The following is a 25514-nucleotide window of genomic DNA, read 5'->3' as shown; positions in this document are numbered from 1 at the left end:
ACCAAGATGATGTCTTATCTGAATACACTGATTTTCGGGATTTATCCGTACATCGCCCTGGTGGTGCTGGTTGTTGGCACCTGGGCGCGATACGACCACGGGCAGTTCACCTGGAAGGCGCACTCGAGCCAGATGCTGCGCAAGAAAAACATGGTAATGGCCAGCGTGCTGTTTCATGTGGGCATACTGGTGATTTTCTTTGGCCACCTGGTTGGTCTGCTGACACCGCATTTTATGTACGAACCCTTCATGAGCGCAGGCACCAAACAGGTGATGGCAATCGTGGTCGGCGGCATTGCCGGCGTAATGACCCTGATTGGTGGCACCATGTTGGCGGTTCGCCGCCTGACCGATCCGCGGATCAAAGCCAGCAGCACCTTTGCCGATAACATGATCATCGTTGTTCTGGTGGTTCAGGTGGTACTGGGGCTGCTGACCATTCTGCCGACACTGGGTCACCTTGACGGTGGCACCATGATGCAGCTTGCCAGCTGGGCGCAAAGCATCTTCACCTTCCAGGGCGGAGCAGCCGAGTATATGGTAGGCGTACACTGGATCTACAAGCTCCATATGTTCCTGGGCCTGACGATCTTTGTGCTCTTCCCGTTCACTCGATTGGTGCACATGCTGAGTGTGCCGCTGGAGTATTTCGGACGGAAGTACCAGGTGGTGCGCAAGCGGGCGTAGCAAATAAAAACGCACCCCCTCTCCCCAACCCCTCTCCCTCCGGGGGAGAGGGGCTTTTACTGCACGGCTCTCTGGCTTGGGTATATTTTTGCCGGCATGGGTTGTGTGGCTCCCCTCTCCCCTTGCGGGAGAGGGGTTGGGGGAGAGGGGGCAGCACTGAACACATTTACGGAGACCTACCATGCAACTGATCCCCACCGGCGACGCCGAAAAGCCCAGAAACCAGTTTCCGCCAGTGTATGTGGGTGAAACCCTGATATCCGAGGAGGATATAGCACGGGAAATGCAGCACCATCCCGCTGAAGAGGTTGCCGAAGCATGGCATCAAGCCGCCAAGAGCCTGGTTATCCGTGAACTTCTGCTGCAACAGGCACAAGCCCTGAAGTTGCCTGAAGATCTGGATGAAGAGGCCTCCATCGCGCGCGTGCTCGAGCAGGAGCTGGATGTACCGCAACCGAGCGATGAAGATTGCGAGCGCTTCCACGCATCCAACCCCGGTCGTTTCCGGAGCCAGACGCTGATGGCTGTGAGCCATATCTTGCTGGCTGCGGCACCAGACGACGTGCAGGAACGCATGCGCCAGGAAGAAGTCGGAAGGCAATTATTGTCTTCCCTGCTGGAAGGTCGCGCTCAATTTGCGCCGCTGGCCCAGCAATATTCTGTCTGTGAGTCCCGCCATCAAGGCGGCAGTCTCGGCCAGATCAGCAAGGGACAGACCGTTGAAGAGTTTGAGCGGCCGGTTCTGACGCTTAAAGAGGGTCTTAACCCGGAATTGATCGAAAGCAGGTATGGCTGGCACATTGTGCGCGTAGATCAGCGTATTGACGGCGAACAGTTGCCGTATGAGCACGTGAAACCTCAAATACGTCAATATCTGAGTGAAAGCGTTACACGCCGCGCATTCCGCCAGTACCTGCAGGTACTGGCAGCTGAGACCGGCGTCAAAGGTGTGGATCTTGAGATACCGGACTCGCCGTTAATGCAGTGAATGGTTTTGCGCTGATTTGTGCGTGTCAGTCGGGATATTGATAGCAATGAAAACTATTGATTTAGGTCAATTTGTTGGAGTTAAGCGCTGTTCTACCCCCATGGAGGGAGCGATTTTCCGGGAGTATCCTCTTATTATCATAAAACATTATTCTGAATGCATGATATGAAAGAGGATAAAACGATGGTGGCGATGCAATCTACGGAAACCCGCTACACTAAACCTGTTCTGGTGGCTACCAACAAGCTGACGGGCGATGAAAGCGGGCTGGAGCCGCTGCGCAATCATGCTCTGTTTAACACGCTCAGTGATTCAGACCTCCAGAACGTTATTCTGCAGTCCCGCCGTCTTCGTCTTGGTCATCATCAACTGCTCTACCGGCAGGATATGCCGGCCCATCACTTCTTTTTTGTCATGTCTGGTCGCTTGCGGCTATACCGACTGGATTCGTCTGGTATTGATCGTACGCTCGACAGTATCGCTCCGGGTGACTGTTTTGCGGAGGTCATGATCTATGCAGATCCGCCTCGTTATGCCTGCTATGCCGAAGCCCTCAAATCCAGTGAAGTTCTGATGATTCCGGTAAAAGCGTATCAGGATATGCTGGACAAAAACCCGGAATACGCTCATGCAGCACTCCGGCATTATGCCCAGCGCGCTGTTTCCAGGTTCCATGACCTTGAAATCATGACGGTTCAGAATGCCCGCGACCGGTTGATTCGTTACCTGATTGACCTGCTGCCGAACGGCGCCGCAGAGGGCGGAGAAGTAGAGCTGCCTTTGCCGAAATGTCTGGTCGCGTCCCGGCTTGCGATGCAGCCGGAAACCTTTTCCCGAATTCTTGCAGATCTTAAATCCAATGGGCTGGTGCGCGTCAACCGCAGCAAGTTGTTCATCTCCGACCCCAAGCGATTGATCGAAATCAGCCAGTAGTCATTCTTCAACAGAAAGCCGTTTTCAGAAAGGATATTGTATTCATGATTGGCAGTTACAGTGATCTTATCAAAGCGACCCAAACCGAACAGGAGCCTCAACGTTTGCTGTTTGTGTTCTGTCGGGCCGAGCTTCCGGATGACGCCTCTGCAGAGGAAAGAGCCGCATTTGAACAGGGCGAAGGCGGTGCGCTTACCCCGGTTATCTGTGTCGACAAGACCCCGGACGAAGCCTCGGAGTTTTCATTACTGGTTGAAGAATCCCGTAACACCGGTCAGTCATGGGATGTTGTGTTTGTCGCTGCCATGTCCGGCAGAGCTGGCACCCCGCCGTCTTCAGATGAAGCGCAGCAGCCAATGACCATGATGGTGGAGTCGGTTCGTCTGGGATATGTCAGCAACTACCTGCCTCTGGATAAGAGCGGAAATGTCGTCAGCCTCGGCTGATCCAGGCCCTCTCATCGGTTTTCACGGGAAGATATATCCATATAGAGGTATTTGTTTTATTTCTCAATTGCCTAGGCTATTTAACTCAGGCTCAGGTGATTCGCTGTCTCTGTCGAGGGTTTGTTTTGAACGTTTTTTTCCGCACAGTGTTTTGTTTCTTCGCGTTTCTGCTGACGCTTGTGCCACAGGTTCAGGCCGAGCCGATCAATGCGTATGAACCGGTTGCCGGGCGCCAGGTTATCCAGAAAGCTTTCCCGGAAGTTACCCGGCTCGAACCCCGGGAAGGCAACCGCGCCATACAGGAGCTGTATGCCGGTGACGAGCTGGCAGGTTATGCCTACCAGTCCCTTGACTTCGTGCAGACACCAGCCTATTCCGGCAAGCCACTGAATGCCATGGTGGTGCTGGATACCGAAGGCGCTATCCGTTTTGCCAAAGTGATTCACCACGATGAGCCCATACTTCTGGTGGGTATCCCCGAGAGTAAACTTCACGCATTTACGGACCAGTATGCCGGTCTAAAGGCCGATCAGCGCGTAACGGTAGGCGGCACCTCCACCGAGCGCAAGGTTGCCGTTGATGGACTCTCGGGGGCAACCGTAACGGTGATGGTTGTTAATGAGGTCATCATGCGCACGGCCCATCGCGTGGGTGTTGAGCTCGGGCTGGTTGAAGGCAGTGGCACCAAGCGCCCGCCAACGGCCGAAGTGGTCCAGGACGGTTTTCAGCCCCGCACCTGGGAAGAACTCACCGGTGATGGTTCCATTCGCCGCTTGCTGCTCACCAAAGGCCAGGTTGATGATTCCTTCAAGGGCACAGAGGCGGAAGGCATAGAAACGGCCGCGCCTGATGCGCGTGGTGAGCCGCTGATTGATCTGTACACGACATACCTGAATACACCCACTATTGGCCAGAATCTGCTCGGTGAACGTCAGTACGAATGGCTCACCTCTGAACTCAAGGAAGGGGAGCAGGCCATAGCGGTTCTGGGCAGCGGTGAGTATTCCTTTAAGGGCTCGGGCTACGTGCGAGGCGGTATATTCGACCGCCTCCAAATTCGTCAGTACGGCGACACCTTCAATTTCCGCGATCTCGACTTTTACCGCCTTAGCGATGTTTACGCCGAGGGCATGCCTGATTTCACGGAAATGGCGATTTTTATCGTTCGGCAACAGCATAACTTTGACCCGGGCACGCCCTGGACTCTGGAGCTTACCGTAAAGCGCCAGACAGGCCCTCTGGACAGCGAGTTTCAGGTATTCCCGTTGGAGTACCAACTGCCGGAGCAATATTACACCCGCGCAGAGCCGGTACTTACTGAAGAAGAATGGCTTGAAGAGCAGCCGCTGTGGGTCCAGGTGTGGTATCAGCGCCAGTTCCAGGTGATCGTACTGGGGATCGGTATCTTTGCGCTGTTGCTGATTCTGTTTTTCCAGGATTGGCTGGTGAGCAAACCGAAGATCACTCGCTGGATTCGTCACGGGTTTCTTACCTACACGCTCTTCTTTATCGGCTGGTACGCGTTGGGTCAGCTGTCCATCGTTAACGTTCTTGCTTTTGTACACAGCCTGGTGAGCGGCTTTACCTGGGAAACCTTCCTGATTGATCCGATCATCTTTGTGCTCTGGGCCGCCGTAGCGGGCATCGTTCTGCTGTGGGGTCGTGCCGTTTACTGCGGTTGGCTGTGCCCGTTCGGTGCCCTGCAGGAACTGATCAACGAGATTGCGCGCAAGTTCAAGGTGCCACAATACACAGTGCCCTGGCCTATTCACGAGCGTTTGTGGGCAGTGAAGTACATTATTCTGCTGGTATTGTTCGGGGTGTCGCTGGACTCCTTGGCAACGGCGGAAAAAATGGCAGAAATCGAACCTTTCAAAACAGCCATTACCCTGCATTTTGATCGCAGTTGGCCGTTCGTAACTTACGCAGTTGCGCTGCTTGTTGTGAATATTTTTACCCGCAAAGTGTTCTGTCGCTATATGTGCCCACTCGGGGCCGCACTGGCATTGCCCACCAAGCTCCGTGTCTTTGACTGGCTGAAGCGCCGCAAGGAATGTGGTAACCCTTGCCGCCTTTGCGACAAAGAGTGCGAAGTGCAGGCCATCCATCCTGACGGCACCATCAACTATCAGGAATGCCATTATTGCCTGGATTGTCAGATGACCTATTTCGATGACCATAAATGCCCGCCGCTGATCGTCAAGCGCCGGGGTAAGCGTCGTGGTCACAACGCACCGGGCCACCCGGAGGAGATTCCGGTGGTTCAGGTGACCTAGCAGTGCAAAACCAAAAAAATAAGAAATAGAACCGCCATTACCAATAACGGAGTTGGACAGTATGAAAAAGACAAATGAGTTCGAAAAGGACATGCCGGAAACCGGTGAAAGCGGCTTGAGCCGTCGCCGGTTCCTGGGCGCCACGGCTCTGGCTGGCGCCGTGGGCGCTGCGGGCCTCGGCAGTGCCGTAATGACCCGTGAGTCTTTTGCCGCAGCGGCAAAGGACGCCCAGAACAAGATTCATGTGGGGCCTGGTGAGCTGGACGAATACTACGGTTTCTGGAGTGGTGGTCACCAGGGCGAGGTGCGCGTTCTTGGCATCCCATCCATGCGTGAGCTGATGCGGATCCCGGTCTTCAATGTTGATTCAGCCACAGGCTGGGGTATTACCAACGAGAGTAAAGACGTTCTCGGTCATGACAACAAATTCCTGAACGGCGACTGTCACCACCCACATATTTCCATGACCGATGGTCGTTATGACGGCAAGTACCTGTTCATTAACGACAAAGCCAACACTCGTGTGGCGCGTATCCGTCTGGATATCATGAAGTGCGATAAAATCACTCATATTCCGAACGTGCAGGCCATTCACGGCTTGCGCTTGCAGAAAGTGCCTCACACCAAGTACGTTTTCTGCAATGCCGAATATGTGATTCCCCATCCGAACGACGGTAGCGACTTCTCCATGGAGAACAGCTACACCATGTTCAACGCACTGGATGCGGAAACCATGGAAGTCGCCTGGCAGGTGATCGTAGACGGTAACCTAGATAACACCGATGCCGACTACACCGGTAAGTACGCTGCCTCTACCTGCTACAACTCTGAGAAAGCTGCGGATCTGGCGGGCACCATGCGCAACGACCGCGACTGGGTGGTGGTGTTCAACGTTGAGCGCATTGAAGAAGCCGTGAAGAACGGTGACTTCAAAACCTTGGGCGACTCCAAAGTTCCCGTGGTTGACGGCCGTGGCAAATCCAGGCTGACCCGTTACATTCCGGTGCCGAAGAACCCGCACGGTGTGAACACCTCACCGGATGGTAAGTACTTCATTGCCGCTGGTAAGCTGTCACCCACTTGCTCAGTGATTGCCATTGATAAACTGGACGATGTGTTTGATGACAAAATCGAGCTGCGTGATGTGATTGTTGCTGAGCCCGAGTTGGGCCTTGGGCCTCTGCACACCACCTACGATGGCCGTGGCAATGCCTACACCACGTTGTTTATCGACAGCCAGGTAGCCAAGTGGAACATTGCGGATGCCATCAAGCACTACAACGGTGAAAAGGTTAATTACCTGCGCCAGAAGCTGGATGTGCATTACCAGCCGGGGCATAACCATGCGTCACTGACGGAATCCCGCGATGCCGATGGCAAGTGGCTGGTTGTGCTGTCGAAGTTTTCGAAAGACCGCTTCCTGCCGGTTGGCCCGCTGCATCCGGAGAACGATCAACTGATCGATATTTCCGGCGAAGAGATGAAGCTGGTTCACGATGGCCCTGCATTTGCCGAGCCGCACGACTGCATTATGGTGCGCCGTGATCAGATCAAGACCAAGAAGGTCTACACTCGCGACGATCCATACTTCGCCAGTGCCCGTGCTCAGGCTGAGAAGGACGGCATTACTCTGGAATCCGACAACAAGGTAATTCGTGACGGCAACAAGGTGCGCGTTTACATGACGTCGGTTGCGCCCATGTACGGCTTGACGGAGTTCACGGTGAAACAGGGCGATGAGGTGACTGTATATGTCACCAACCAGGATACCATTGAGGATGTGACTCACGGTTTCTCTATGGTAAACCATGGTGTGAGCATGGAGATCAGCCCCCAGCAGACGTCTTCGGTAACGTTTATTGCGGATAAGCCGGGCGTTAACTGGTATTACTGCAACTGGTTCTGTCACGCTCTGCACATGGAGATGACGGGTCGGATGCTGGTCGAGAAGGCCTGATTTAGTAGGTATAGCCGGAGCCCTTTGTTGGGCTCCGGTTTTTTTAGTCATACTTTGGAGAAGCAAATCAAGGGAAGAGGGCCTTTCAAAACACGCTGTGAATACGTCCGTGTACGCTTGGCTCCGCCATCCATGGCTTCGCACAGTTTTGAAAGGCCCTCTTCCCTTGCTTTGCCAGAATTTATAGCAAGCCTTGAACTCACTTGAGTAACTGTTAATGCACCACATTTTGCGTTTAGGAGCGGCCCTGACAGTCGCTTTGCTATCGCTAACCGCGCAGGCTGATATTCAGCAGCAACTGGACGATCTGGAGCCGGGCGCTACTTTTGAGCTTCCCTCTGAAAACCTTTCGCCGTTGGCCATTCGGGTGCCGGGGGTAACTGTTGCATGCGGTCCGGAAACGCTCATTGATGGTGGAGGCACGGGAAATGCGGTGGAGATTCTGGCAGAGGGTGTAACGCTCACCGGGTGTCGTATCCGGAACTGGGGTACGGACCTGAATGAGATGAATGCGGGAATTTTCATTAGCCGAGAGTCGGTTAATGCGACGGTTGAGAACAACGATTTGCAAGGTACAGCGTTCGGTGTCTGGCTGGATGCGACACCGGATGTGACGGTTGTGAACAATACCATTCGCGGCGATGCGACCGTTCGCCCGAATGATCGTGGTAATGGTATTCACCTGTTCAACACGACCGGGGCGTTGATCGAGGGAAATGACATCCGTGAGACGCGGGATGCGATTTATATTGAGACGGCTAACGGGAACAGGATTCGTAATAACACGATGACGGATCTGCGCTATGGCATTCACTATATGTATTCCATGGATAACCTTCTGGAAGGCAATGTGACCCGGGGCACGCGCACGGGCTATGCGTTGATGCAGAGCAAGCGGCTTACGGTGATCAACAACCGGTCTGAGAATGATGAGAATTACGGCATTCTGATGAATTTCATTACCCAGTCGGTGCTGCGGGGGAATGTGGTTTCGGGGGTGTCGCAAGGGCAGACTGCCGGGGTGTCGGTTTCGGGCGCGGAAGGCAAAGCCGTGTTTATTTACAACTCTTTGTACAATACTTTTGAAAACAATGTTTTTCGGGATAGCGGCGTGGGTATTCATCTGACCGCAGGCTCGGAAGACAATGAGGTTTTCCGTAATGCGTTTATCAACAATCAGCGTCAGGTGAAGTATGTGGCGCTGCGCACCCAGGAGTGGTCGAAGAACGGCGAGGGTAATTTCTGGAGCGATTACCTGGGTTGGGATCGCAACCAGGATGGCATTGGTGATGTGCCTTATGAGCCTAACGATAATGTGGATCGCCTGTTATGGACCTATCCGGAAGCCAAGATCCTGATGTTCAGCCCGGCGGTGGATACGCTGCGCTGGGTTCAGGAGGCTTTTCCAGTGGTCAAGGCCGCGGGTGTCAGTGATTCGCACCCGTTGATGAGTCCTCCCAAAATGTTACAACCGGAGTCCTGATGAGCTGCTTTCGTCTTGAGAATGTGAGCTACCGGTACGATAAGGCGCTGGTATTGAATGGCATTGACCTGCGACTTGAACCCGGGGAAATTCTCGGGTTGTTTGGCCACAACGGCGCCGGCAAAACCACCAGTATCAAGCTGATTCTGGGGCTGATGGAGCCGTCCCAGGGCAAAATTTCGGTGCTGGATGGTGAAGCGGGCGACCCCAAAATCAGCCAGTGCATCGGTTACCTGCCTGAAAACGTGATGTTCTACCCGCAGCTCACCGGGCGTGAAATCCTTGCGCATTTTGCTCGGCTGAAGGGCGCGAATCTGCGCCAGGTTCCTGAGCTTCTGAGCCAGGTGGGGTTGGATGATGCCATGGACACCCGGGTTAAAACCTACTCCAAAGGTATGCGCCAGCGTCTGGGGCTTGCCCAGGCTTTGCTCGGCAAACCGCGCCTTTTGATGCTGGACGAGCCTACGGTTGGTCTGGACCCGGTCGCCACGGCTGATCTTTACCGGTTGTTGCGCACACTGCGCGATCAGGGCACCGGCATTGTTCTGTGCTCCCATGTGCTTCCAGGTGTGGAGCCGTACATAGACAGAGCGGCTATTCTTACCGATGGCAGCCTGAAAGCCGCTGGAGATCTCGCCTCGCTGCGCCGGCAGGCGAACATGCCAATAACCCTGTCTCTTGAGCCGGAGAACAGCGTGGCCGCGCTGGAAACTGTCGTTAACAACGCCCAGGCCTCTGCTGGCCTGATGATGCGGCGTGACAACGGGCGGCTTCATGTGGATGTCCGGTCAACGGAAAAAATGGCGCTGGTTAAAACCCTGATGACATCGGGCGAGGTGCGTGATCTGGGCATCTATCAGCCAACACTGGAAGATGTGTACGTGCATTTTATCGGCTCCGGTGGCCTTGCTCATCGCGGAGGTGCGCAATGAACAGTATCTGGACCATCGCCCGCAAAGAACTCAGCGACAGCCTGCGTAACCGCTGGCTTATTGCCATCGCTCTGGTCTTCGCCACGCTGGCAGTGGGCATCGCCTGGTTCGGCGCGGCTGCGTCCGGGCAGGTGGGCTATGCCTCCACGCCAGCGACGATTGCCAGCCTCGCCAGTCTGGGCATATTTCTGATCCCGCTCATAGCACTGCTGCTGGCTTACGATGCCATTGTAGGCGAGGAGGAGGGCGGCACTCTGTTGCTGTTGATGACTTATCCGCTGAGCCGCGGGCAGTTGCTGTCCGGCAAGTTTCTCGGCCACGGGTTGACACTGGCGCTGGCCACTCTGATGGGCTTTGGGGTTGCCGGTGTGGCCATTGCCCTGCTGGTAGAAGATGTTGGCGTTGGCGCGCTCGCCGTTGCCATGCTGCGCTTTATTGTTTCTACTACCCTGTTGGGCTGGAGCTTTATTGCACTGGCGTATGTGGTCAGTGTGCGGGTGGGGGAGAAGCCGGTTGCTGCCGGCCTGGCCCTCGCCATCTGGTTCTTTTTCGTGCTGATTTTCGACTTGCTGCTGTTGGGCACACTGGTTGCCAGCCAGGGCGAATTCAATCCCGATTTGCTGCCCTGGCTTCTCTTGCTCAACCCTACGGATATCTACCGTTTGCTCAATATCGTCGCCTTCAGCGATGGTGCCCAGCTAAGCGGTGTTCTCAGCCTTGGCGCGGACTTACCCATTGGCCCGGCAGGGCTATGGCTGGCACTGGTGCTTTGGTTTGTCATCCCCTTGACTGGCGCTTGGGCACTGTTCCGTCGCCGTCGTATTTGATTCCGGCTAATCTGTTTCTGGAGAGCTTAATGAAATCTGTTCGTTTTAAATTTCTGCCTGCATTGCTGATGTTTGCGGTATTCCTGAGCGGGTGCTCTGGCGAGGCGGAAAAAGTCGCCGAAAAGCCCGCCCCAGTGCATATTGAGGACAGCGATGAGTGCCACGTATGCGGCATGGCCATTACCCGTTTCCCAGGGCCTAAAGGCGAAGTGATTACGGAGAAAGAACAGACCGTCCACAAGTTCTGCTCCACCCGTGACATGTTCGCCTGGGTGCTGCAGCCTGAGAATGTCATGCGCAAACACACTCTGTACGTTCACGACATGAGCCAAACCGAATGGGCCAGCCCGGACGACGCAGCCCTGATCGACGCCCGCGAGGCGGTTTACGTGGTTGGTTCAGAACGCAAAGGTGCTATGGGCCAGACATTGGCATCGTTCTCCACCGAATCGGCTGCCCATGATTTCATGATGGAATATGGCGGTGAAATTTTGCAGTACGATGCAATCACCCTGGAGCATCTCAATACAGAGATGCCCGCTGGTGATATGCACGGTGATATGCAGCACTGAAATCGGAGGAGTTTGCGGGGCGGGGCGTTCCGAAACTGTGCGGAGCCATGGATGGCGGAGCCAAGCGTACATGGATGTATCTACAGCGTGTTTCGGAACGCCCCGCCCCGCAAACTCTTGGCACTATTGCTAAGGCCGGACTTTTCTCCAAAGAGCCCGTCCGACAACCCGTATCTTGTCCCGGCTCGCCATGCGGCCTAGGTTTGTCTTCACAACGCCGTTGGTGAAGCGTGTCGATTTGGAGTAATCAATGCGCACGTCTATCAGTACGGGACGGCCAGCTGCTGATTTCTGAAGCGCGATCTCTATGCTTTCGGAAATGTTCTGATTCCCCGCCAGAGAAACGAACTCAACGCCGCAGGCCTTGGCAAAAGCTTCATAGTCCACCGCGCCAAGCACCGTGCAGGTTTTCTGGTTGTAGGGGATCTGTTGCGCCTGGGCAATCTGCGACAACTCGCCATCGTTGAACACGAAAATCATCACCCCGACCTCCAGGCGTGCGGCCGTTACAAGCTCCATGCCGGTCATCAGCAGTGCACCGTCGCCCACAATGCCCACTACCTGACGCTTGGGGTTGGCCAGTTTTGCGCCGATAGCGCCGGGAACACAGTAACCCATGGCGTTGAAATCGCTGGGTGACATGTAGTTCCGGGCACCCAGTATGGGCATCAGCTCAGCAACCAGGAAGGTATGATTGCCGTCGTCAGCTACGATAATCGCCTCGTCGTTCAGGCGCTCGCGCAGGTGGCTGAAAAACAACTCCGGGTTCACCCTGTCGCCGCTGTCGTAGTCCCGCCACTCTTTTTTGTAGGCGGCTTTGTCGTTGGCAATCTGTTCGCGGATGCCGGTATTGGACGCAGAGGGTTTCAGTGCTTTTACGGCTTTCAGGAGAGCAGGCACGGTCACCCTCGCGTCTCCCTCGATGGTATGGCTGGCAGGGTAGTTCGCGCTGAACACCTCGGGGTTTATGTCGAGGTGAATCAGGCATTCCGGCGGATTGATGCCATAGCTGCCGGTGGGGATTTCCGAGAATCGCGTACCGATCGCCAGCAGACAATCTATCTGGGCGAATGCATTGGTCGCTGCCGGTACGGCATAGTTACCCATGCCCATTCCGGTATGCAGCGGATGGTTGCCCGGGAAGGCGCTAAGCCCTTGAAGGGTCGTTGAAACAGGTGCGTCCAGCAGCTCCGCCAGTTCGATCAGATCGGCCTGGGCATCAACCGAACCCCAACCCGCAAAAATCCCCGGTTGGTTTGCCTGCACCAGTGCCTCGGCTGCAGCATCAACCAAAGCTTGTTCCGACGTCGACGGTTTCGGCGAGGGCGGCGCCTGATAAAGTGGCATATCGTCGACGTCGCCCAGAAAGTTGCTGATGTTGACCGGGATTTCGATAAAAACAGGCCCGGGCTCGCCACCCATTGCTAGGTCATAGGCTTCGTACAGCGTCGGAATGATTTCCCGGTGGCTGGCAATGCGCCAGGTTTTCTTGGTGATTGGCTTGAGCAGGGTGTGCTGATCCATCTCATGGAGTTGGTAGCGGTGCCCGGATTCCGAATGAATTCCGCCGGAAATGATCAGCATGGGTATGCCGTCAACGCCGGCTTCGCCGATGCCGCTTGCAGCGTGGGTAACGCCCGCCGCTGGCACAATCAGCAGGGTGCCCAGTTCGGTGCCGGTACGGCTTATTGCGTCAGCCATGAATGCACCACCACACTCATGGGTAACAAGCGTCGGCTCGATGCTTTCCGAGCGGTTCAGCTCGTCATAAATTTCAGTGGTGTGCACGCCCGGAATACCAAACGTGCGGCGTATGCCGAGCTGTTCCAGTGCGTGGCGAACGAGGGTAGCGCCGGTTTTCTTCATGGGTATGTCCTGAAAATTATTATTGTGGATGCACGGTGATTATTGCAGCGCGGCTAGGCAGTGCACTGAAGCCTTAAAGCTTGCCAGCGATACCTTGAGCGGCCCTCCGACCATTGAGAATACAGTTGGACAGAAATGTGCCTTCCAGAGATCTTATGCCGGAGATACCGCCACCGCCAAACCCGGTGGCCTCGCCCGCAGCATAAAGCCCGGAAATGGCCTCTCCGGCTTGGTCGAGAACGCGGGACTGGGTGTCTGTTTGCATGCCGCCCATACTTTTTCTGCTGATTAACTGTTCGCGAATTGCGATCAGTGGGCCTGCGGCGGGGTCGATTATGGGCTGCAGGTTGCAGGTGCGAAAACGGTCGGGCAGCCAGTTCCGGAGCTGGATGAGCCGGCGTATCTGGTCGTCATTCTGCAGTTTTTTACCCCGGGCTATGTTGTTGTCGTAGGTGCGTATATCGCGAATCATGTCTTCGGCGCGAACATCATGGTTGCCGGCAGCCTGGTTCATCTTCGCAACCAGTTCTTCCGGGGTGTTTGCGCTGACAACATCCGGGCACTGCTCTATGAGCCAATCCATAAGCGCCGGATCGCCGCCGCGCAGGCTGTTCCAGACCACACGGAGCAGTTTGCCATCACGAAAGTCCGGGTTGGTATCGGTGCCTGACACAGCTAGCTCCCGCACCGCAATCCGGTAGTTCATAACCTGCCAGGAAATCTGTCCAGGCAGGTTTCCGATCTGTTTGCAGAGATCGTGTGTATCGAAGCCGGTAATCAGCGGCATGGGGCCAATCCGACGACCATGCTGATCCAACCATAGCGCCGAGCGCGGAGGTATCAGGCTGAGGCCGTGGTCAGGAAAGGCGGGTTCCGGGTGGCGAACGCCCGCAGCGTAATTCCACATCTGGTTGAGATTGACGACCCGACCGCCAGCCCTGGCAACTTCATCGTGCATGGCGCCGTCGGCATCCGGGCTGGACCCGCTGAGCAGGTTTGCCGGAGCCGAGCCGTAGCAGGGGTCCCAATGTTGTCGCACTTTTTCCAGATTGCCGTTGATCCCTCCGGTACAGACCACCGTGTGAGTGGCGGAAACAGAAAAAACGCGGCTGCCTGGTTCGCTGTCATTGCCAGTGATGATGCCTTCGCAACCGGTGATCTTTCCATCGCTCAGGCTCAGGGTGCTCACACGGTGGCCGCTGAGAAAGGTGAGCTGTTTAAGGTTCGGGTGGGATTCCAGTTGCCGTACTAGTGTTTGCACCACGCCTCGGCCACAGCCCCAGGCAATATGATACCGGGGCACACTGTTACCGTTGCCGAAAAGGCCACGTTCAACCCACTGCACGGAAGGGAAAAAGCGGATGCTGCGCTGCTTCAGCCAGTCGTAGATCATGGGCCGGTTCTGTTCCGCATAGAGCTCAGCCCAGCGTTTGGGCCAATGGTCGTCGTCACTGAAACAGGCCGCATTGTGCCAGTCAGCCAGCAGTAATTCCGGGGAGTCCTTGATCTTGTTGCGTGCTTGCTCAGCCGTGTTGCTCAGCAACATGCCACCAAACGCTTCGTTAGCCTGGCCTCCGGGTTTGCCATCCGGCGCGCCATCCAGCAACACAACCGGCACGTTGAGGTCGAGCAACTCCAGTGCCGTTGCAATTCCGGCAAGGCCGGCACCTATCACGACGACTTCACTCTTGTAGGTATGCATGGCTCGTTATCAGCTCATTCTTATTGTTTGTTGATCTAAGAGCTTAATGCTTAACGATAAATCAAACCAGTGCAATGACGGGCGTCAAAGGTTGGAGAATTGCCGGGATTAGCCCCCGGTCATATTCATGAAGCGCAGAATCTGAACATCGCCATTGGTGGAGAAGTGATGGCGCTCGGGCTTCAGGTCCATGGAGTCAATAATAGTTTGCCGGAGTTTGTCATCGGTTACCGGGTAGCCGCGCAGAACCCGCCGAAGGTCGACTGAGTGCTCGTTCCCAAGGCAAAGCAACAGTCTGCCTTCAACTGTTACTCGCACCCGATTACAGGTGGAGCAAAAATTGTGGGAGTGGGGCGAAATAAAGCCCACCTTGATAGGGCTATCAGACATCCGGTAGTAACGGGCTGGGCCACCTGAGTCTTCCGGTGTCGGGATCAGTTCATGGTGCTGGCAGACGATGTCACGCACTTCATCACTGGTGCACAGCGACTTCCCGCGATCGTGTTCGGAAATATCGCCCAGGGGCATTTCTTCAATAAAGGTAATGTCGACGTTTTTCTTTCGTGCAAACTCGATCAGATCCGGAACTTCGTAATCATTCCCGCCTTTCATTACCACAGTGTTCAGTTTGATGCCTTTAAACCCCGCTTCCCGAGCGGCATCTATACCTTCCAGTACCCGCGACAGTTTTCCGGTACGGGTAATGCTCGCGAACTTGATCGGATCCAGTGAGTCCAGACTGATATTCAGGCGCTTCAGACCAGCTTTGCGCAGCGGCTCTGCCATGGTGGGTAACTGGCTGCCATTGGTGGTCATGGCAAAATCACGCAGGCCGTAGGTTCCGATTTCCCGGACAAGCTCAATAATGTCTTTGCGCACCAGCGGCTCACCGCCGGTCAGGCGGATTTTTTCTGTACCCAGAGACACAAACGTTCTGGCAATTCGGGCGATTTCTTCAAGCGTGAGAACCTGCTGTCGGGGCAGGAATGTCATCTCTTCCGCCATGCAATAAACACAGCGAAAGTCGCAGCGATCGGTAACGGATAGGCGCACGTAATTGACGGTCCGGCCAAAACGGTCTGTCAGCTTGCTCTGTGACATCGGTTTCTTTCCTGTAACTGCTGAATACGCGTTTACGGATTGGTAATGAAATGAGTATCGCAGAATACTCTGGCGAATCCGATACCCCACGCGGGGTAAGCCTGGCGATTTTTATTGGCGGGCGCCGTTTTGTCGGGGTCTCGTAAAACTTTTCAGAAAGTGGTTGATTTTCGACCTAAACACAACTATAAAATATATGTTATTAGTTAGGCGAATAAGCCTACGATCTTTGTGCTGGAGGACAAGATGGAAAAACTGCTGTTTCGTGCAAATAGTGCCATGGCCTGGTCGCTGCTTGGCCTGATTGCCACTATTTTGATGGCGTATCCCCTTGCCGGGCGATTTCCGATGATGATTCAGGTATTCGCTCATGTGGGCACCTTGTTATTTGCGGTAGGTATCAAAATCTCCTATGTCGCCCGGCTGGTGTTTTTAAGTCGCCTTGGAAGACCTGTTCACTGATTAGCGATAGAATGGATGAAGAATTAAACAGTGCTGAGGTATCGGCTATGGCCGCGCAATCCGGCAAAACCGGTTTTAGAATTCTTGCGTATATAGCTATCGGGCTCGCGGCAATCGGTGTGGTACTGCCTCTGATACCAACCACACCGTTTGTACTTCTTGCCGCGTTTTTTGCCAGCAAGGGTTCCCCTGCGTTTGCGACTTGGCTTGAAGGACATCCTTCGTTCGGGCCAGCCATCAGAGACTGGCAACGGAACCGGGTTATACCCTTAACGGCAAAGGTGCTGGCGTGTAGCATGATGATGCTGAGCTGGAGCCTTCTCTTATTTTTGGGAGCCGCAGGAACGGTACTGGCTATCTCGGGAATTTTTATGGTTTGCGTAGCGGGTTATATCGTTACCCGGCCTTCGTACTGATCGCTATGATTGAACAACCGGAGTGTTAAATGCACATTACTCGCTACACCGATTATTCGCTGCGTGTACTGATTTATCTGGCGCTGCAGGGTGATCGCTTGACGACGATTCAAGAGATCGCCGACAGCTATGACATCTCCAAAAACCACCTGATGAAGGTGGTTCACCAGCTCAACAAGAAAGGTTATATCGAAACAGTTCGTGGCAAAAAAGGTGGCATGCGGCTGCACATGGAGCCCGAAGATATCAATGTGGGCATTCTGGTACGTGAAACCGAGCACGATCTCAGTATCGTGGAATGTTACTCCGACAAAAACGCCTGCAGAATCACTCCGGTCTGCGGGCTTAAACCCATGTTCGGTGAAGCCTTGCAGGCATTTCTTGCAGTGCTCGACAAGTACACCCTGAAAGACATCATGAAAGATCAGCACAAGCCGCAATTATTAAGACTGCTTCAGATCGCCTGATCCCCTCCATGTTCCTGCCTGATTCAGGCCGGTTGACTCGTAAGCTTCATGAGTAGCCGTAGTCCCGATCTTTGCCGATGATGTTGGTGTTGGTGTAGGTGTGGTGCTCGTAATTATGCGTGCGGCAGGTTGCAGAACAAATGTTCGCGTATCAGGGGGTTCCTGAATCACCTGCTCGCTACGCGCGAGAACGTATTGCAGGCGAGAGCCGGGCTATACGGGAAGGTATCCGCAGTGAAATGCGATATTTCGCCAGTGAGTTGGCGAACGATTTGGGACGACTAAAGCTGGTTGATCATCTTTCCGACGGGATCTGGAAATGATCTGTGATCTGATGGTTCGTAGCGTTGCCTCCAGCTCATCTTTGTTGGTGCGAAGCACTGGGATAACCGGCGCCCCTGATAACAACCGAGCGGCCTCAGGCCTTCCCGCTTTTGCTTGCCACCGCTTTTTTGGGTTTCGGTTTGGCTTTGGGTGGAAGAATCAGGTTCTCCAGATCGTCCAGTGCTTCTCCGGTATACACCGCCAGTTTCTGCATGCTGGGCAGGGTGTCCCTGCAGCCGGTATACCCGAAATTCAATGATCCTGCATAGCTCAGGCAGGTAATGTTAAGGGCGCCGCCGTGGGCAATCAGCGAAACCGGATACATGGCCTCCAGCTTGGCGCCCTCGTAATACAGTGTTTCCTCAGGGCCCGGAACATTGGAGATGGTTACGTTGAATACAGGGCGCATTCGCCCGCCAAGGCCTGACATCAACTGAAGGATATAGGGCGACATCAGCAACATGGTGTACTGATTAAGAGCGCTCTTCGGAAGTTTTAGCAGGTGCTCTTTTGCCCGCCGGGTGGATGACTTTATATTCTTCAGCCGGGTAAGAGGATCAGCCTCGTTTGTGGCAAGGGAAGCGATCATGAAACTGATCTGCGTGCCCGTGCCCTGATCATCCAGCGGGCGGATATTGACCGGAATGCCGGCCGTCAGCGGGGTATCCGGCAGGTCATCCTGCTCAAGCAGGAAGCGCCTCAGCGCCGTACCGCAAAGATAAAGCACAATGTCGTTCAGTGAAGAGCGGGATACCTGGGCCAGCTCTTTCAGGCGCTCGAGATGATAATGCTGCGTGGCAAACCGGCGCTGGCCGGTTACCCGATGATTGATTTTCGAAACTGGCCCTGTAAAAGGTGCAGTCAGGCCATCTTCAGGGTGGCGCACCGAGTGCACGAGACGGCTGCCCGCGCGCCAGAGTGTGGGCGCCCTATCGGCCTGTAACTTGAGAGCATCCAGAGCCTGAGAAAGTGCGGCAGGAACCTTCGCTTCTGCATCGTCTTTGCGGCCCCCGTGCTTTTCTGGCCGTACTGACCAGGGCGGCAACATACCGCGTTCTTCTGCGTCAGTGCTCAGGACCCTCTGCAGCAGTCGCACACCGCTGATACCATCGATCATGGAATGATGCATCTTGGTGTAGAGTGCAAAGCGGTTGTTCTCCAGGCCCTCAATAACGTGGCACTCCCAAAGTGGCCGGACGATATCCAGAGGATTGGAGTGCAGGCGGGAGACCAGCACACCGAGTTCCCGCTCACCGCCCGGTTTGGGCAGTGCCGAGTGGCGCACGTGGTAATCCAGATCGATATCCTTGTCGACTTTCCAGGAGGGTGCCAACAACCGGCCTAAAAAACCGGACCATGCCAGTTTGTAGCACCAGGGAGGGGCGATATCCCCGGTTTCCTTCATGCTATTGACCATGTCACGCAGGAAAGTATCGGGTGCGCCTTCCGGCAAGGAGAAAATCTGCAGGTTGCCCACATGCATCGGCGTATCTTCAGATTCTACGGCTAGCCACGAGGCATCCAGTGTTCCCAGGCGTTTCATTCCTTTTGCACCCCCGCCCGAGTCGGGCTTGAAAGAAAGTCTTTTAATTGTTATCTGCAAGTATACTTGTTACTTCCTTTACAGACGATCTTCGATGCGAAAAAAGTGCAAGCACGCCGGTTATCGAAGGTTGTTCGGTGTTGTTGTTTTCAGGCTCCCGTAAACCAGTCGCTTATGCTATTTTCAATACAAGGAATGAATAAAAACAACGACATCCGGAGGCACTGTGGAATCCAGTTCTATGTCCATGTCCATGCCTGCTGCCGTATACGGGGTTCTGATGTCCCCAATCGGGTTTTTACTGGCCATGGTTGGCCGGCGGATGATTCCCAAAGCCAGCCCTGGCGTTGTGAAGTAATCGGAGAACTGCACCATGAACTTCCTCAACGGGATAACCCTGCTGCTTGTCTATCAGTTGGCAGGCGAAATAATCGTGCGTCTTCTTGGAATGCCTATTCCCGGTCCGGTGCTCGGCATGGTCATGCTGTTTGTCACCATGATGATCCGTGGGCGGGCACCGGAATCCGTGGAGCAGGCCTCTACTGCGTTGTTAAGTCATCTTTCCTTGCTGTTTGTTCCTGCAGGTGTTGGCATGATGACGCACTTTGGCCGGATTGCGGATGAATGGCTGCCGATTACCCTCGCTTTGCTTCTCAGCACGGTTATTACCATGGTAGCCACAGCGTTGATCATGCAGCACACCAGTCGCTGGTTTGCAAAGCCCGCGAGAGGACAGAGTGATGAATAACCCGGGGCTGCAGGACATTTGGGTTTATCTCTCGACGACCCCTTTGTTGGGGCTTACAGTCACGTTGGTAGCCTACGGATTGGCGTACCGTTTTTACCTGAAAACCAATTCCAGCCCGCTTGCCAATCCTGTGGTTACATCGGTGGCCATGCTGATCGCGCTGCTGATGGTCTCCGGTATTTCCTACAGCGATTATTTTGCCGGCGGACAGTTTGTGCACTTTCTGCTGGGGCCTGCCACTGTGGCTTTGGCGGTTCCGCTTTATCAGCAGTTTTCAAGGCTGCGACAGCTGTGGTTGCCGGTTCTTATATCGCTGATTTGCGGCGTTGGAATCGCGGCGGGCAGCTCTATTTTGCTGGCGCGGCTATTGGGCGGATCGTTGGAAATCCAGATGTCTCTGGCGCCTAAATCGGCTACTGCCCCTGTGGCTATGGGTATCTCCGAGAAGATCGGAGGCTTGCCGTCGCTGACTGCAGTACTGGTGGTAATTACCGGTATTACCGGGGCCGTATTGGGCACCAAGCTGTTCGAATGGGTTGGTGTAAAGGATGACACCGCAAAAGGCATTGCCATGGGCGTTGCGGCTCACGGTATAGGAACCGCGAGAGCGTTCCAGGTGAGCAATCGAATGGGGGCGTTTTCGGGGCTGGCAATGGCACTATCTGCGTTTGCGACAGCGCTTTTGGTGCCGTGGATGGTCGATTGGATTCAGACGCTGCTCTGATCGTGCCGGCACTGCGAGTTTGTTCTGCCTCTGCCGCAGCCGCGATCAGGAGCCTGGCGGAGGCGCGGACGGGCAGTGGTAATCTTCCACCACGATGCCTTCTTCCACGCTTTCCAGGTGCACATCAAAGCCCCAAAGCCTGTGCGCATGCCGTAAAACCTCTTCTGTATCCTTGCCCAGCGGCACTCTGTCTACGGGCACGTGCCGCAGCGTCAGAGAGCGATCACCGCGAACATCCACGTCCCACACCTGGATGTTGGGTTCCCGGTAACTGAGATTGTACTGGCGGGCCAGTTTCTCGCGCAGTTCGCGGTAGCCCGGCTCGTCGTGAATAGCGGTTACCTTGTAACTGTCTTCCATGTCGTCATCTTCAATGGCAAACAGCTTTAAATCCCGCATGACTTTGGGCGACAGAAACTGCTGGATAAAACTTTCATCCTTGAAGTTGGCCATGGCAAAGTGCAGGGTTTTCACCCAGTCTGTACCGGCGATGTCTGGAAACCATTCGCGATCCTCATCGGTGGGCGCTTCACAGATCCGCCGCAGGTCAATGAAAATGGAAAATCCAAGGGTGTAGGGGTTGATGCCGGAATACCACGGGCTGTTGAACGGGGGCTGATACACCACCGCTGTGTGGCTTTGCAGGAACTCCAGCATGAAGCCGTCGGTCACAAGGCCCTTCTCATACATCCGGTTCAGCAGGGTGTAGTGCCAGAACGTGGCCCAGCCTTCGTTCATAACCTGAGTCTGGCGTTGCGGGTAGAAATACTGAGCCAGCTTACGCACAATCCGGACGATCTCCCGCTGCCAGGTTTCCAGCAGAGGGGCGTTTTTTTCGATGAAGTACAGGAGGTTTTCCTGGGGTTCTTCCGGATAGCGCTTTTTGCGTTGTACCGCGTCTTCATCCTCGTCCATTTTTGGAATGGTGCGCCACAGATCGTTCACCCTGCGCTGCAGGTATTCCTCTCGTTCTTCCTGGCGCAGAATTTCGTTAGCAGCAGAAATAGGAGCGGGTCGCTTGTAGCGGTCAACGCCGTAGTTCATCAGCGCGTGGCAGGAATCCAGTATTTGCTCAACTGCGTCTACGCCATGGCGCTCTTCGCACTCCGAAACATAGTTCCGGGCAAACACCAGGTAATCGATAATGGCGCTGGCATCTGTCCAGGCGCGGAACAGATAATTACCCTTGAAGAAAGAGTTGTGGCCATAGCAGGCATGGGCAATTACCAGCGCCTGCATGGGCAGAGTGTTCTCTTCCATCAGATAGGCGATGCAGGGGTTGGAGTTGATCACTATTTCATAGGCCAGCCCCATCTGCCCGCGCTGGTAGCCTTTGGATGTGCTGAGAAACTGCTTGCCAAACGACCAATGATTGTAGCCTACCGGCATGCCAACGGAGCTATAGGCGTCCATCATCTGCTCAGCACTGATCACTTCAATCTGGTTGGGGTAGGTGTCCAGGCCGAGCTCGGCGGCGCACTTCGCAATTTCCTCATCGTATCTTTCGATAAGCGCGAAAGTCCATTCCGAGCCGGTGGAAACCGGTTTGCGAGTTGCCGGGCTCTCACTGCCCGCCGCACCGGGGCGATCGAGGGCATCACTCATGCCGCTTTCCTCTCAAAAAGCCGGCGGAAGACCGGGTAGATCTCACTTGGGTCGGCAATCTGCTGCTGGGCAAACCTCTCGGGGAAACGCTCCTGCACCTGCTCGTATTCGTACCACAGCATCTGGTGGTCCTGGGGCGTAATCTCCACATAGGCGAAATACTGCACCAGAGGCAAAATGCGCTCGGTCAGCAGCTTGCCGCATACAGGAGAATCGTCGTTCCAGTTGTCACCATCGGAGGCCTGGGCGGCGTAAATGTTCCATTCCGCAGGCGAGTAGCGGGATTCAATGATCTTGTGCATCAGTTTCAGGGCACTGGAAACAATGGTGCCGCCGGTTTCCCGGGAATAGAAAAACTCTTCCTCGTCCACTTCCTTGGCACTGGTGTGATGGCGTATGAACACCACGTCGATTTTCTTGTAGTTTTTTCTCAGGAACAGATACAGCAGGATAAAAAACCGCTTGGCGGTGTCCTTGTGCATCTGGGTCATTGAGCCGGATACGTCCATCAGGCAGAACATGACGGCGCTGGTGGCTGGCTTGGGCTGCTTCAGGTGCTGGCGGTAGCGCAGGTCGATTTCATCAATGAAGGGGATCCGCTTTACATTGGCCTTGAGACGGGCGATTTCGTCTTCCAGTACCTTGATCTGATCTTCATGGCTGAACGCTGCATCCAGCTCAGTAGGAGCGGTTCTGAGGTCGGCGAGCTGGGCTTCCAGTTCGCGGATTTTCTTCCTGCGGGCACCGCCCAGGCCCAGACGGCGAGCATGGGCACCGCGCAGTGAACGAATGACGTCCAATTTGGCGGGCACGCCTTGGGTACTGAACCCGGAGCGCACGTAGTTGAAGGTCTCAGTATCCTTGAGTTTTTTGCGTACGAGATTTGGGAGTTCGAGGTCATCGAACAGAAAGTTCAGAAACTCTTCCTGGGTGATCTGGAACGCAAATTCATCCATGCCTTCGCCATCGGGGCTTGCCTGGCCTTGTCCCTGGCCCTGACCATCGCCACCTTCTGGCTTGGGCAGCCGGTCTCCCGCCACAAACTCCCGGTTACCCGGGTGCACCATCTCGCGATGGCCGCCCTGACCGTGATGGAAGACCGGCTCGCCAATATCCCGCGTGGGAATGCTGACGCTCTCTCCCCGCTCTATGTCGGTGATTGAACGCCGGTGCACCGCATCAGAAACGGCCTTCTTGATGTGATGCCGGTAGCGGCGCAAAAACCGCTCCCGGTTTACCGCGCTCTTGTTTTTGCCGTTCAGTCGTCGGTCGACAATGTGGGTCATACCCATAATTCACACTCCACTTACACGTTCAGGGCAAAGATCGCAGGCTCGTTTTCCGAGCCCGCCATCACTGCTAGTGAGACTTGCGAACTCGCAGGTACCACTCTGCCAGCAGGCGCACCTGCTTCTCCGTGTAGCCTCGATCGACCATGCGTTCGACAAACTGCTTATGCTTGTTCTGATCTTCCTGGCTGGCTTTGGGGTTGAACGAAATGACCGGCAGCAGGTCTTCGGTGTTGGAGAACATCTTCTTCTCGATCACGCTGCGCAGTTTTTCGTAGCTGAGCCAGGATGGGTTCTGGCCGTGATTATTGGCCCGGGCCCGCAGCACAAAGTTGACCACCTCGTTGCGGAAATCCTTGGGGTTGCTGATGCCTGCCGGCTTTTCGATTTTCTCCAGTTCCTCGTTGATAGAGGAGCGGTCGAGAATCTCGCCGGTTTCCGGATCCCGGAATTCCTGATCCTGAATCCACAGGTCGGCATAGGTTACATAGCGGTCGAACAGGTTCTGGCCGTATTCGCTGTAGCTTTCCAGATAGGCAGTCTGGATCTCCTTACCGATAAACTGAACGTAGTGCGGAGCCAGGAATTCTTTTATGAAACGCAAATAGCGCTCTTGAATGTCAGGCGCGAACTGCTCCTGTTCAATTTGCTTTTCAATCACATACAGCAGGTGCACCGGGTTGGCTGCGATCTCGGTGGTGTCGAAGTTGAAAACCTTGGAGAGAATCTTGAACGCAAACCGGGTTGAGAGCCCATCCATGCCCTCATTAACCCCCGCTGCATCCCGGTATTCCTGAATGGATTTGGCCTTGGGGTCGGTGTCCTTGATGTTCTGGCCGTCGTAGACCCGCATCTTGGAGAAAACACTGGAGTTTTCCGGCTCCTTGATGCGCGAGAGCACGGAAAACTGGGCCAGCATGTCCAGGGTATCCGGTGCGCAGGGCGATCCCGCCAGGGAGCTGTTTTTCAGCAGTTTTTTGTAGATCTCGATCTCTTCCGTCACGCGCACGCAGTAAGGCACCTTGACGATATAGACCCGGTCGAGGAAGGCTTCGTTGTGCTTGTTGTTTCGGAAGGTCTGCCATTCGGATTCGTTGGAGTGGGCCAGAATAACGCCGTCAAACGGCACCGAGCCCATGCCTTCAGTGGTGTTGTAGTTGCCTTCCTGAGTCGCAGTCAGTAACGGATGCAGCACCTTGATCGGCGCCTTGAACATCTCCACAAACTCCAGCAGCCCCTGGTTCGCTTTACACAGGCCACCACTAAAGCTGTAGGCGTCCGGGTCATCCTGGGAGTAATCTTCCAGCATGCGGATGTTTACCTTACCCACTAAAGCGGAGATGTCCTGATTGTTGTCATCCCCCGGTTCGGTTTTGGACACCGCGATCTGATCAAGAACGGAGGGGTATTTTTTCACCACACGAAACTTGCTGATGTCGCCACCATATTCGTGCAGGCGCTTTACCGCCCAGGGCGACATGATGGATTTCAGATAGCGGGAAGGAATGCCGAATTCTTCTTCCAGAATGGCCGCGTCCTCTGCCGGATCAAAGAGCCCGAGGGGGGATTCGTTAAGCGGAGAACCCTGAATCGCATAGAAGGGAACCTTCTGCATCAGGTACTTGAGTTTCTCCGCCAGTGACGATTTACCGCCGCCAACCGGCCCCAGCAGGTAAAGAATCTGTTTCTTTTCTTCCAGGCCCTGAGCTGCGTGCCTGTAGAACGACACGATATTCTCCACAGCCTCTTCCATGCCGTAGAACTCGGAGAATTCCGGGTATCGTTTGATGATTTTGTTGGAAAAGATACGTGACAGGCGGGTATCACGGGAAGTATCGACAAATTCGGGTTCGCCGATGGCAATCAGTAATCGTTCTGCGGCCGTGGCATAGGCCGTAGGGTCCTTTTTACAGATCTCGAGGTATTCCTCGAGGCTGCACTCTTCTTCCTGGGTGCTCTCATACCGGTTTTTGAACTGCTGCAGTATGCTCATGGGTAGCCCCTCGCTCGCTGTTCTTCAGCTTTCAGTACACGCAATATCCCCGTTGCAGTTACGGTCGCCATGCTGGCGATTCGGTTGGTTGTGGGTGGAAGGAATGGATATTTTCAGCCGGTCACGATCTGTGTCGGATTTCGGCCTGTTCAATCTGAGCTTAGTTCACGGTC

At 54.8% G+C, this 25514-nt stretch carries 23 protein-coding genes; 15 read left to right on the top strand and 8 right to left on the bottom strand.

What is annotated here, in order from left to right:
- Positions 1-9 precede the first annotated feature (9 nt).
- From narI to ACN0V1_RS10540, 10 genes are all read left to right on the top strand, one after another.
- Positions 10-687 (top strand): respiratory nitrate reductase subunit gamma, encoded by a 678-nt coding sequence (narI, locus tag ACN0V1_RS10585; protein ID WP_291946612.1) that lies wholly within the window; start codon positions 10-12, stop codon positions 685-687.
- Between the two features lie 181 nt (positions 688-868).
- Positions 869-1675 carry a peptidylprolyl isomerase gene (locus ACN0V1_RS10580; protein ID WP_417544964.1) on the top strand — a complete coding sequence of 269 codons (807 nt, stop codon included), beginning with the start codon at positions 869-871 and terminating at the stop codon, positions 1673-1675.
- Positions 1676-1831: 156 nt separating this feature from the next.
- Positions 1832-2608 carry a Crp/Fnr family transcriptional regulator gene (locus tag ACN0V1_RS10575; protein ID WP_417544963.1) on the top strand — a complete coding sequence of 259 codons (777 nt, stop codon included), beginning with the start codon at positions 1832-1834 and terminating at the stop codon, positions 2606-2608.
- A gap of 44 nt (positions 2609-2652) precedes the next feature.
- Entirely contained in the window at positions 2653-3054 is a 402-nt protein-coding gene (locus tag ACN0V1_RS10570; RefSeq protein ID WP_417544962.1) for a ribonucleotide reductase subunit alpha, read from the top strand.
- Positions 3055-3179: 125 nt separating this feature from the next.
- A complete protein-coding gene (gene nosR, locus ACN0V1_RS10565) occupies positions 3180-5330 on the top strand; it encodes a transcriptional regulator NosR (protein WP_417544961.1) in 2151 nt (716 codons plus the stop codon).
- A 61-nt stretch (positions 5331-5391) separates the two neighbouring features.
- On the top strand, positions 5392-7287 hold the full coding sequence (gene nosZ / locus ACN0V1_RS10560) for a TAT-dependent nitrous-oxide reductase (RefSeq protein ID WP_417544960.1): 1896 nt from the start codon (positions 5392-5394) through the stop codon (positions 7285-7287).
- A 217-nt stretch (positions 7288-7504) separates the two neighbouring features.
- Complete coding sequence (locus tag ACN0V1_RS10555; RefSeq protein WP_417544959.1) at positions 7505-8770, top strand: nitrous oxide reductase family maturation protein NosD; 1266 nt, start codon at positions 7505-7507, stop codon at positions 8768-8770.
- Positions 8770-9702: an ATP-binding cassette domain-containing protein gene (locus tag ACN0V1_RS10550; protein WP_417544958.1), complete on the top strand. Its 933-nt coding sequence runs from the start codon at positions 8770-8772 to the stop codon at positions 9700-9702. Before ACN0V1_RS10555 ends, ACN0V1_RS10550 begins: the two co-directional genes overlap by 1 nt.
- Positions 9699-10529 (top strand): ABC transporter permease, encoded by an 831-nt coding sequence (locus ACN0V1_RS10545; RefSeq protein ID WP_417544957.1) that lies wholly within the window; start codon positions 9699-9701, stop codon positions 10527-10529. Before ACN0V1_RS10550 ends, ACN0V1_RS10545 begins: the two co-directional genes overlap by 4 nt.
- A 29-nt stretch (positions 10530-10558) precedes the next feature.
- Positions 10559-11101 (top strand): nitrous oxide reductase accessory protein NosL, encoded by a 543-nt coding sequence (locus tag ACN0V1_RS10540; protein ID WP_417544956.1) that lies wholly within the window; start codon positions 10559-10561, stop codon positions 11099-11101.
- Positions 11102-11230: 129 nt separating this feature from the next.
- On the opposite strand, the gene ACN0V1_RS10535 is transcribed toward ACN0V1_RS10540, so the two are convergent.
- The 3 genes from ACN0V1_RS10535 to moaA form a co-directional block, all read right to left on the bottom strand.
- Positions 11231-12967, bottom strand: a complete 1737-nt coding sequence (locus tag ACN0V1_RS10535; protein WP_417544955.1) for a thiamine pyrophosphate-binding protein — start codon at positions 12965-12967, stop codon at positions 11231-11233.
- A gap of 73 nt (positions 12968-13040) precedes the next feature.
- Positions 13041-14669 (bottom strand): FAD-binding dehydrogenase, encoded by a 1629-nt coding sequence (locus ACN0V1_RS10530; protein ID WP_417544954.1) that lies wholly within the window; start codon positions 14667-14669, stop codon positions 13041-13043.
- A gap of 108 nt (positions 14670-14777) precedes the next feature.
- Positions 14778-15770 (bottom strand): GTP 3',8-cyclase MoaA, encoded by a 993-nt coding sequence (moaA, locus tag ACN0V1_RS10525; protein WP_417544953.1) that lies wholly within the window; start codon positions 15768-15770, stop codon positions 14778-14780.
- 246 nt (positions 15771-16016) lie between these two features.
- Here moaA and ACN0V1_RS10520 point away from each other — a divergent pair, with 246 nt between their 5' ends.
- The 3 genes from ACN0V1_RS10520 to ACN0V1_RS10510 are packed head-to-tail and all read left to right on the top strand — an operon-like array spanning position 16017 to position 17115.
- Positions 16017-16232: a hypothetical protein gene (locus ACN0V1_RS10520; protein ID WP_417544952.1), complete on the top strand. Its 216-nt coding sequence runs from the start codon at positions 16017-16019 to the stop codon at positions 16230-16232.
- A gap of 11 nt (positions 16233-16243) precedes the next feature.
- Positions 16244-16648 carry a YbaN family protein gene (locus ACN0V1_RS10515; RefSeq protein WP_417544951.1) on the top strand — a complete coding sequence of 135 codons (405 nt, stop codon included), beginning with the start codon at positions 16244-16246 and terminating at the stop codon, positions 16646-16648.
- 29 nt (positions 16649-16677) lie between these two features.
- Positions 16678-17115, top strand: coding sequence for an RrF2 family transcriptional regulator (locus ACN0V1_RS10510; RefSeq protein ID WP_417544950.1), 438 nt, complete (start codon positions 16678-16680; stop codon positions 17113-17115).
- A gap of 418 nt (positions 17116-17533) precedes the next feature.
- On the opposite strand, the gene ACN0V1_RS10505 is transcribed toward ACN0V1_RS10510, so the two are convergent.
- Both ACN0V1_RS10505 and ACN0V1_RS10500 read right to left on the bottom strand, forming a co-directional pair.
- Positions 17534-18982 carry a WS/DGAT/MGAT family O-acyltransferase gene (locus tag ACN0V1_RS10505; protein WP_417544949.1) on the bottom strand — a complete coding sequence of 483 codons (1449 nt, stop codon included), beginning with the start codon at positions 18980-18982 and terminating at the stop codon, positions 17534-17536.
- 183 nt (positions 18983-19165) lie between these two features.
- Positions 19166-19357 (bottom strand): hypothetical protein, encoded by a 192-nt coding sequence (locus ACN0V1_RS10500; protein WP_417544948.1) that lies wholly within the window; start codon positions 19355-19357, stop codon positions 19166-19168.
- Between ACN0V1_RS10500 and ACN0V1_RS10495 the strand changes: the two genes are divergently transcribed.
- Positions 19356-19730 carry a CidA/LrgA family protein gene (locus ACN0V1_RS10495; RefSeq protein ID WP_417544947.1) on the top strand — a complete coding sequence of 125 codons (375 nt, stop codon included), beginning with the start codon at positions 19356-19358 and terminating at the stop codon, positions 19728-19730. The genes ACN0V1_RS10500 and ACN0V1_RS10495 overlap by 2 nt on opposite strands.
- Positions 19723-20454 carry an LrgB family protein gene (locus tag ACN0V1_RS10490; protein ID WP_417544946.1) on the top strand — a complete coding sequence of 244 codons (732 nt, stop codon included), beginning with the start codon at positions 19723-19725 and terminating at the stop codon, positions 20452-20454. The genes ACN0V1_RS10495 and ACN0V1_RS10490 overlap by 8 nt, the downstream gene beginning before the upstream one ends.
- Positions 20455-20499: 45 nt before the next feature.
- Here the strand turns inward: ACN0V1_RS10490 and ACN0V1_RS10485 are convergent, their stop codons facing one another.
- From ACN0V1_RS10485 to ACN0V1_RS10475, 3 genes are all read right to left on the bottom strand, one after another.
- On the bottom strand, positions 20500-22059 hold the full coding sequence (locus ACN0V1_RS10485; RefSeq protein ID WP_417544945.1) for a SpoVR family protein: 1560 nt from the start codon (positions 22057-22059) through the stop codon (positions 20500-20502).
- Complete coding sequence (locus ACN0V1_RS10480; protein WP_417544944.1) at positions 22056-23351, bottom strand: YeaH/YhbH family protein; 1296 nt, start codon at positions 23349-23351, stop codon at positions 22056-22058. Before ACN0V1_RS10480 ends, ACN0V1_RS10485 begins: the two co-directional genes overlap by 4 nt.
- A 67-nt stretch (positions 23352-23418) precedes the next feature.
- The gene (locus ACN0V1_RS10475; protein ID WP_417544943.1) at positions 23419-25341 is read right to left on the bottom strand and encodes a PrkA family serine protein kinase; all 1923 of its coding nucleotides are present in this window, start codon (positions 25339-25341) and stop codon (positions 23419-23421) included.
- Between the last annotated feature and the right edge of the window lie 173 nt (positions 25342-25514).

The sequence above is a fragment of the Marinobacter sp. genome (genome assembly GCF_048266785.1).
Classification (GTDB): Bacteria; Pseudomonadota; Gammaproteobacteria; order Pseudomonadales; family Oleiphilaceae; genus Marinobacter.
This window is presented reverse-complemented; position numbering and strand designations above follow the sequence as displayed.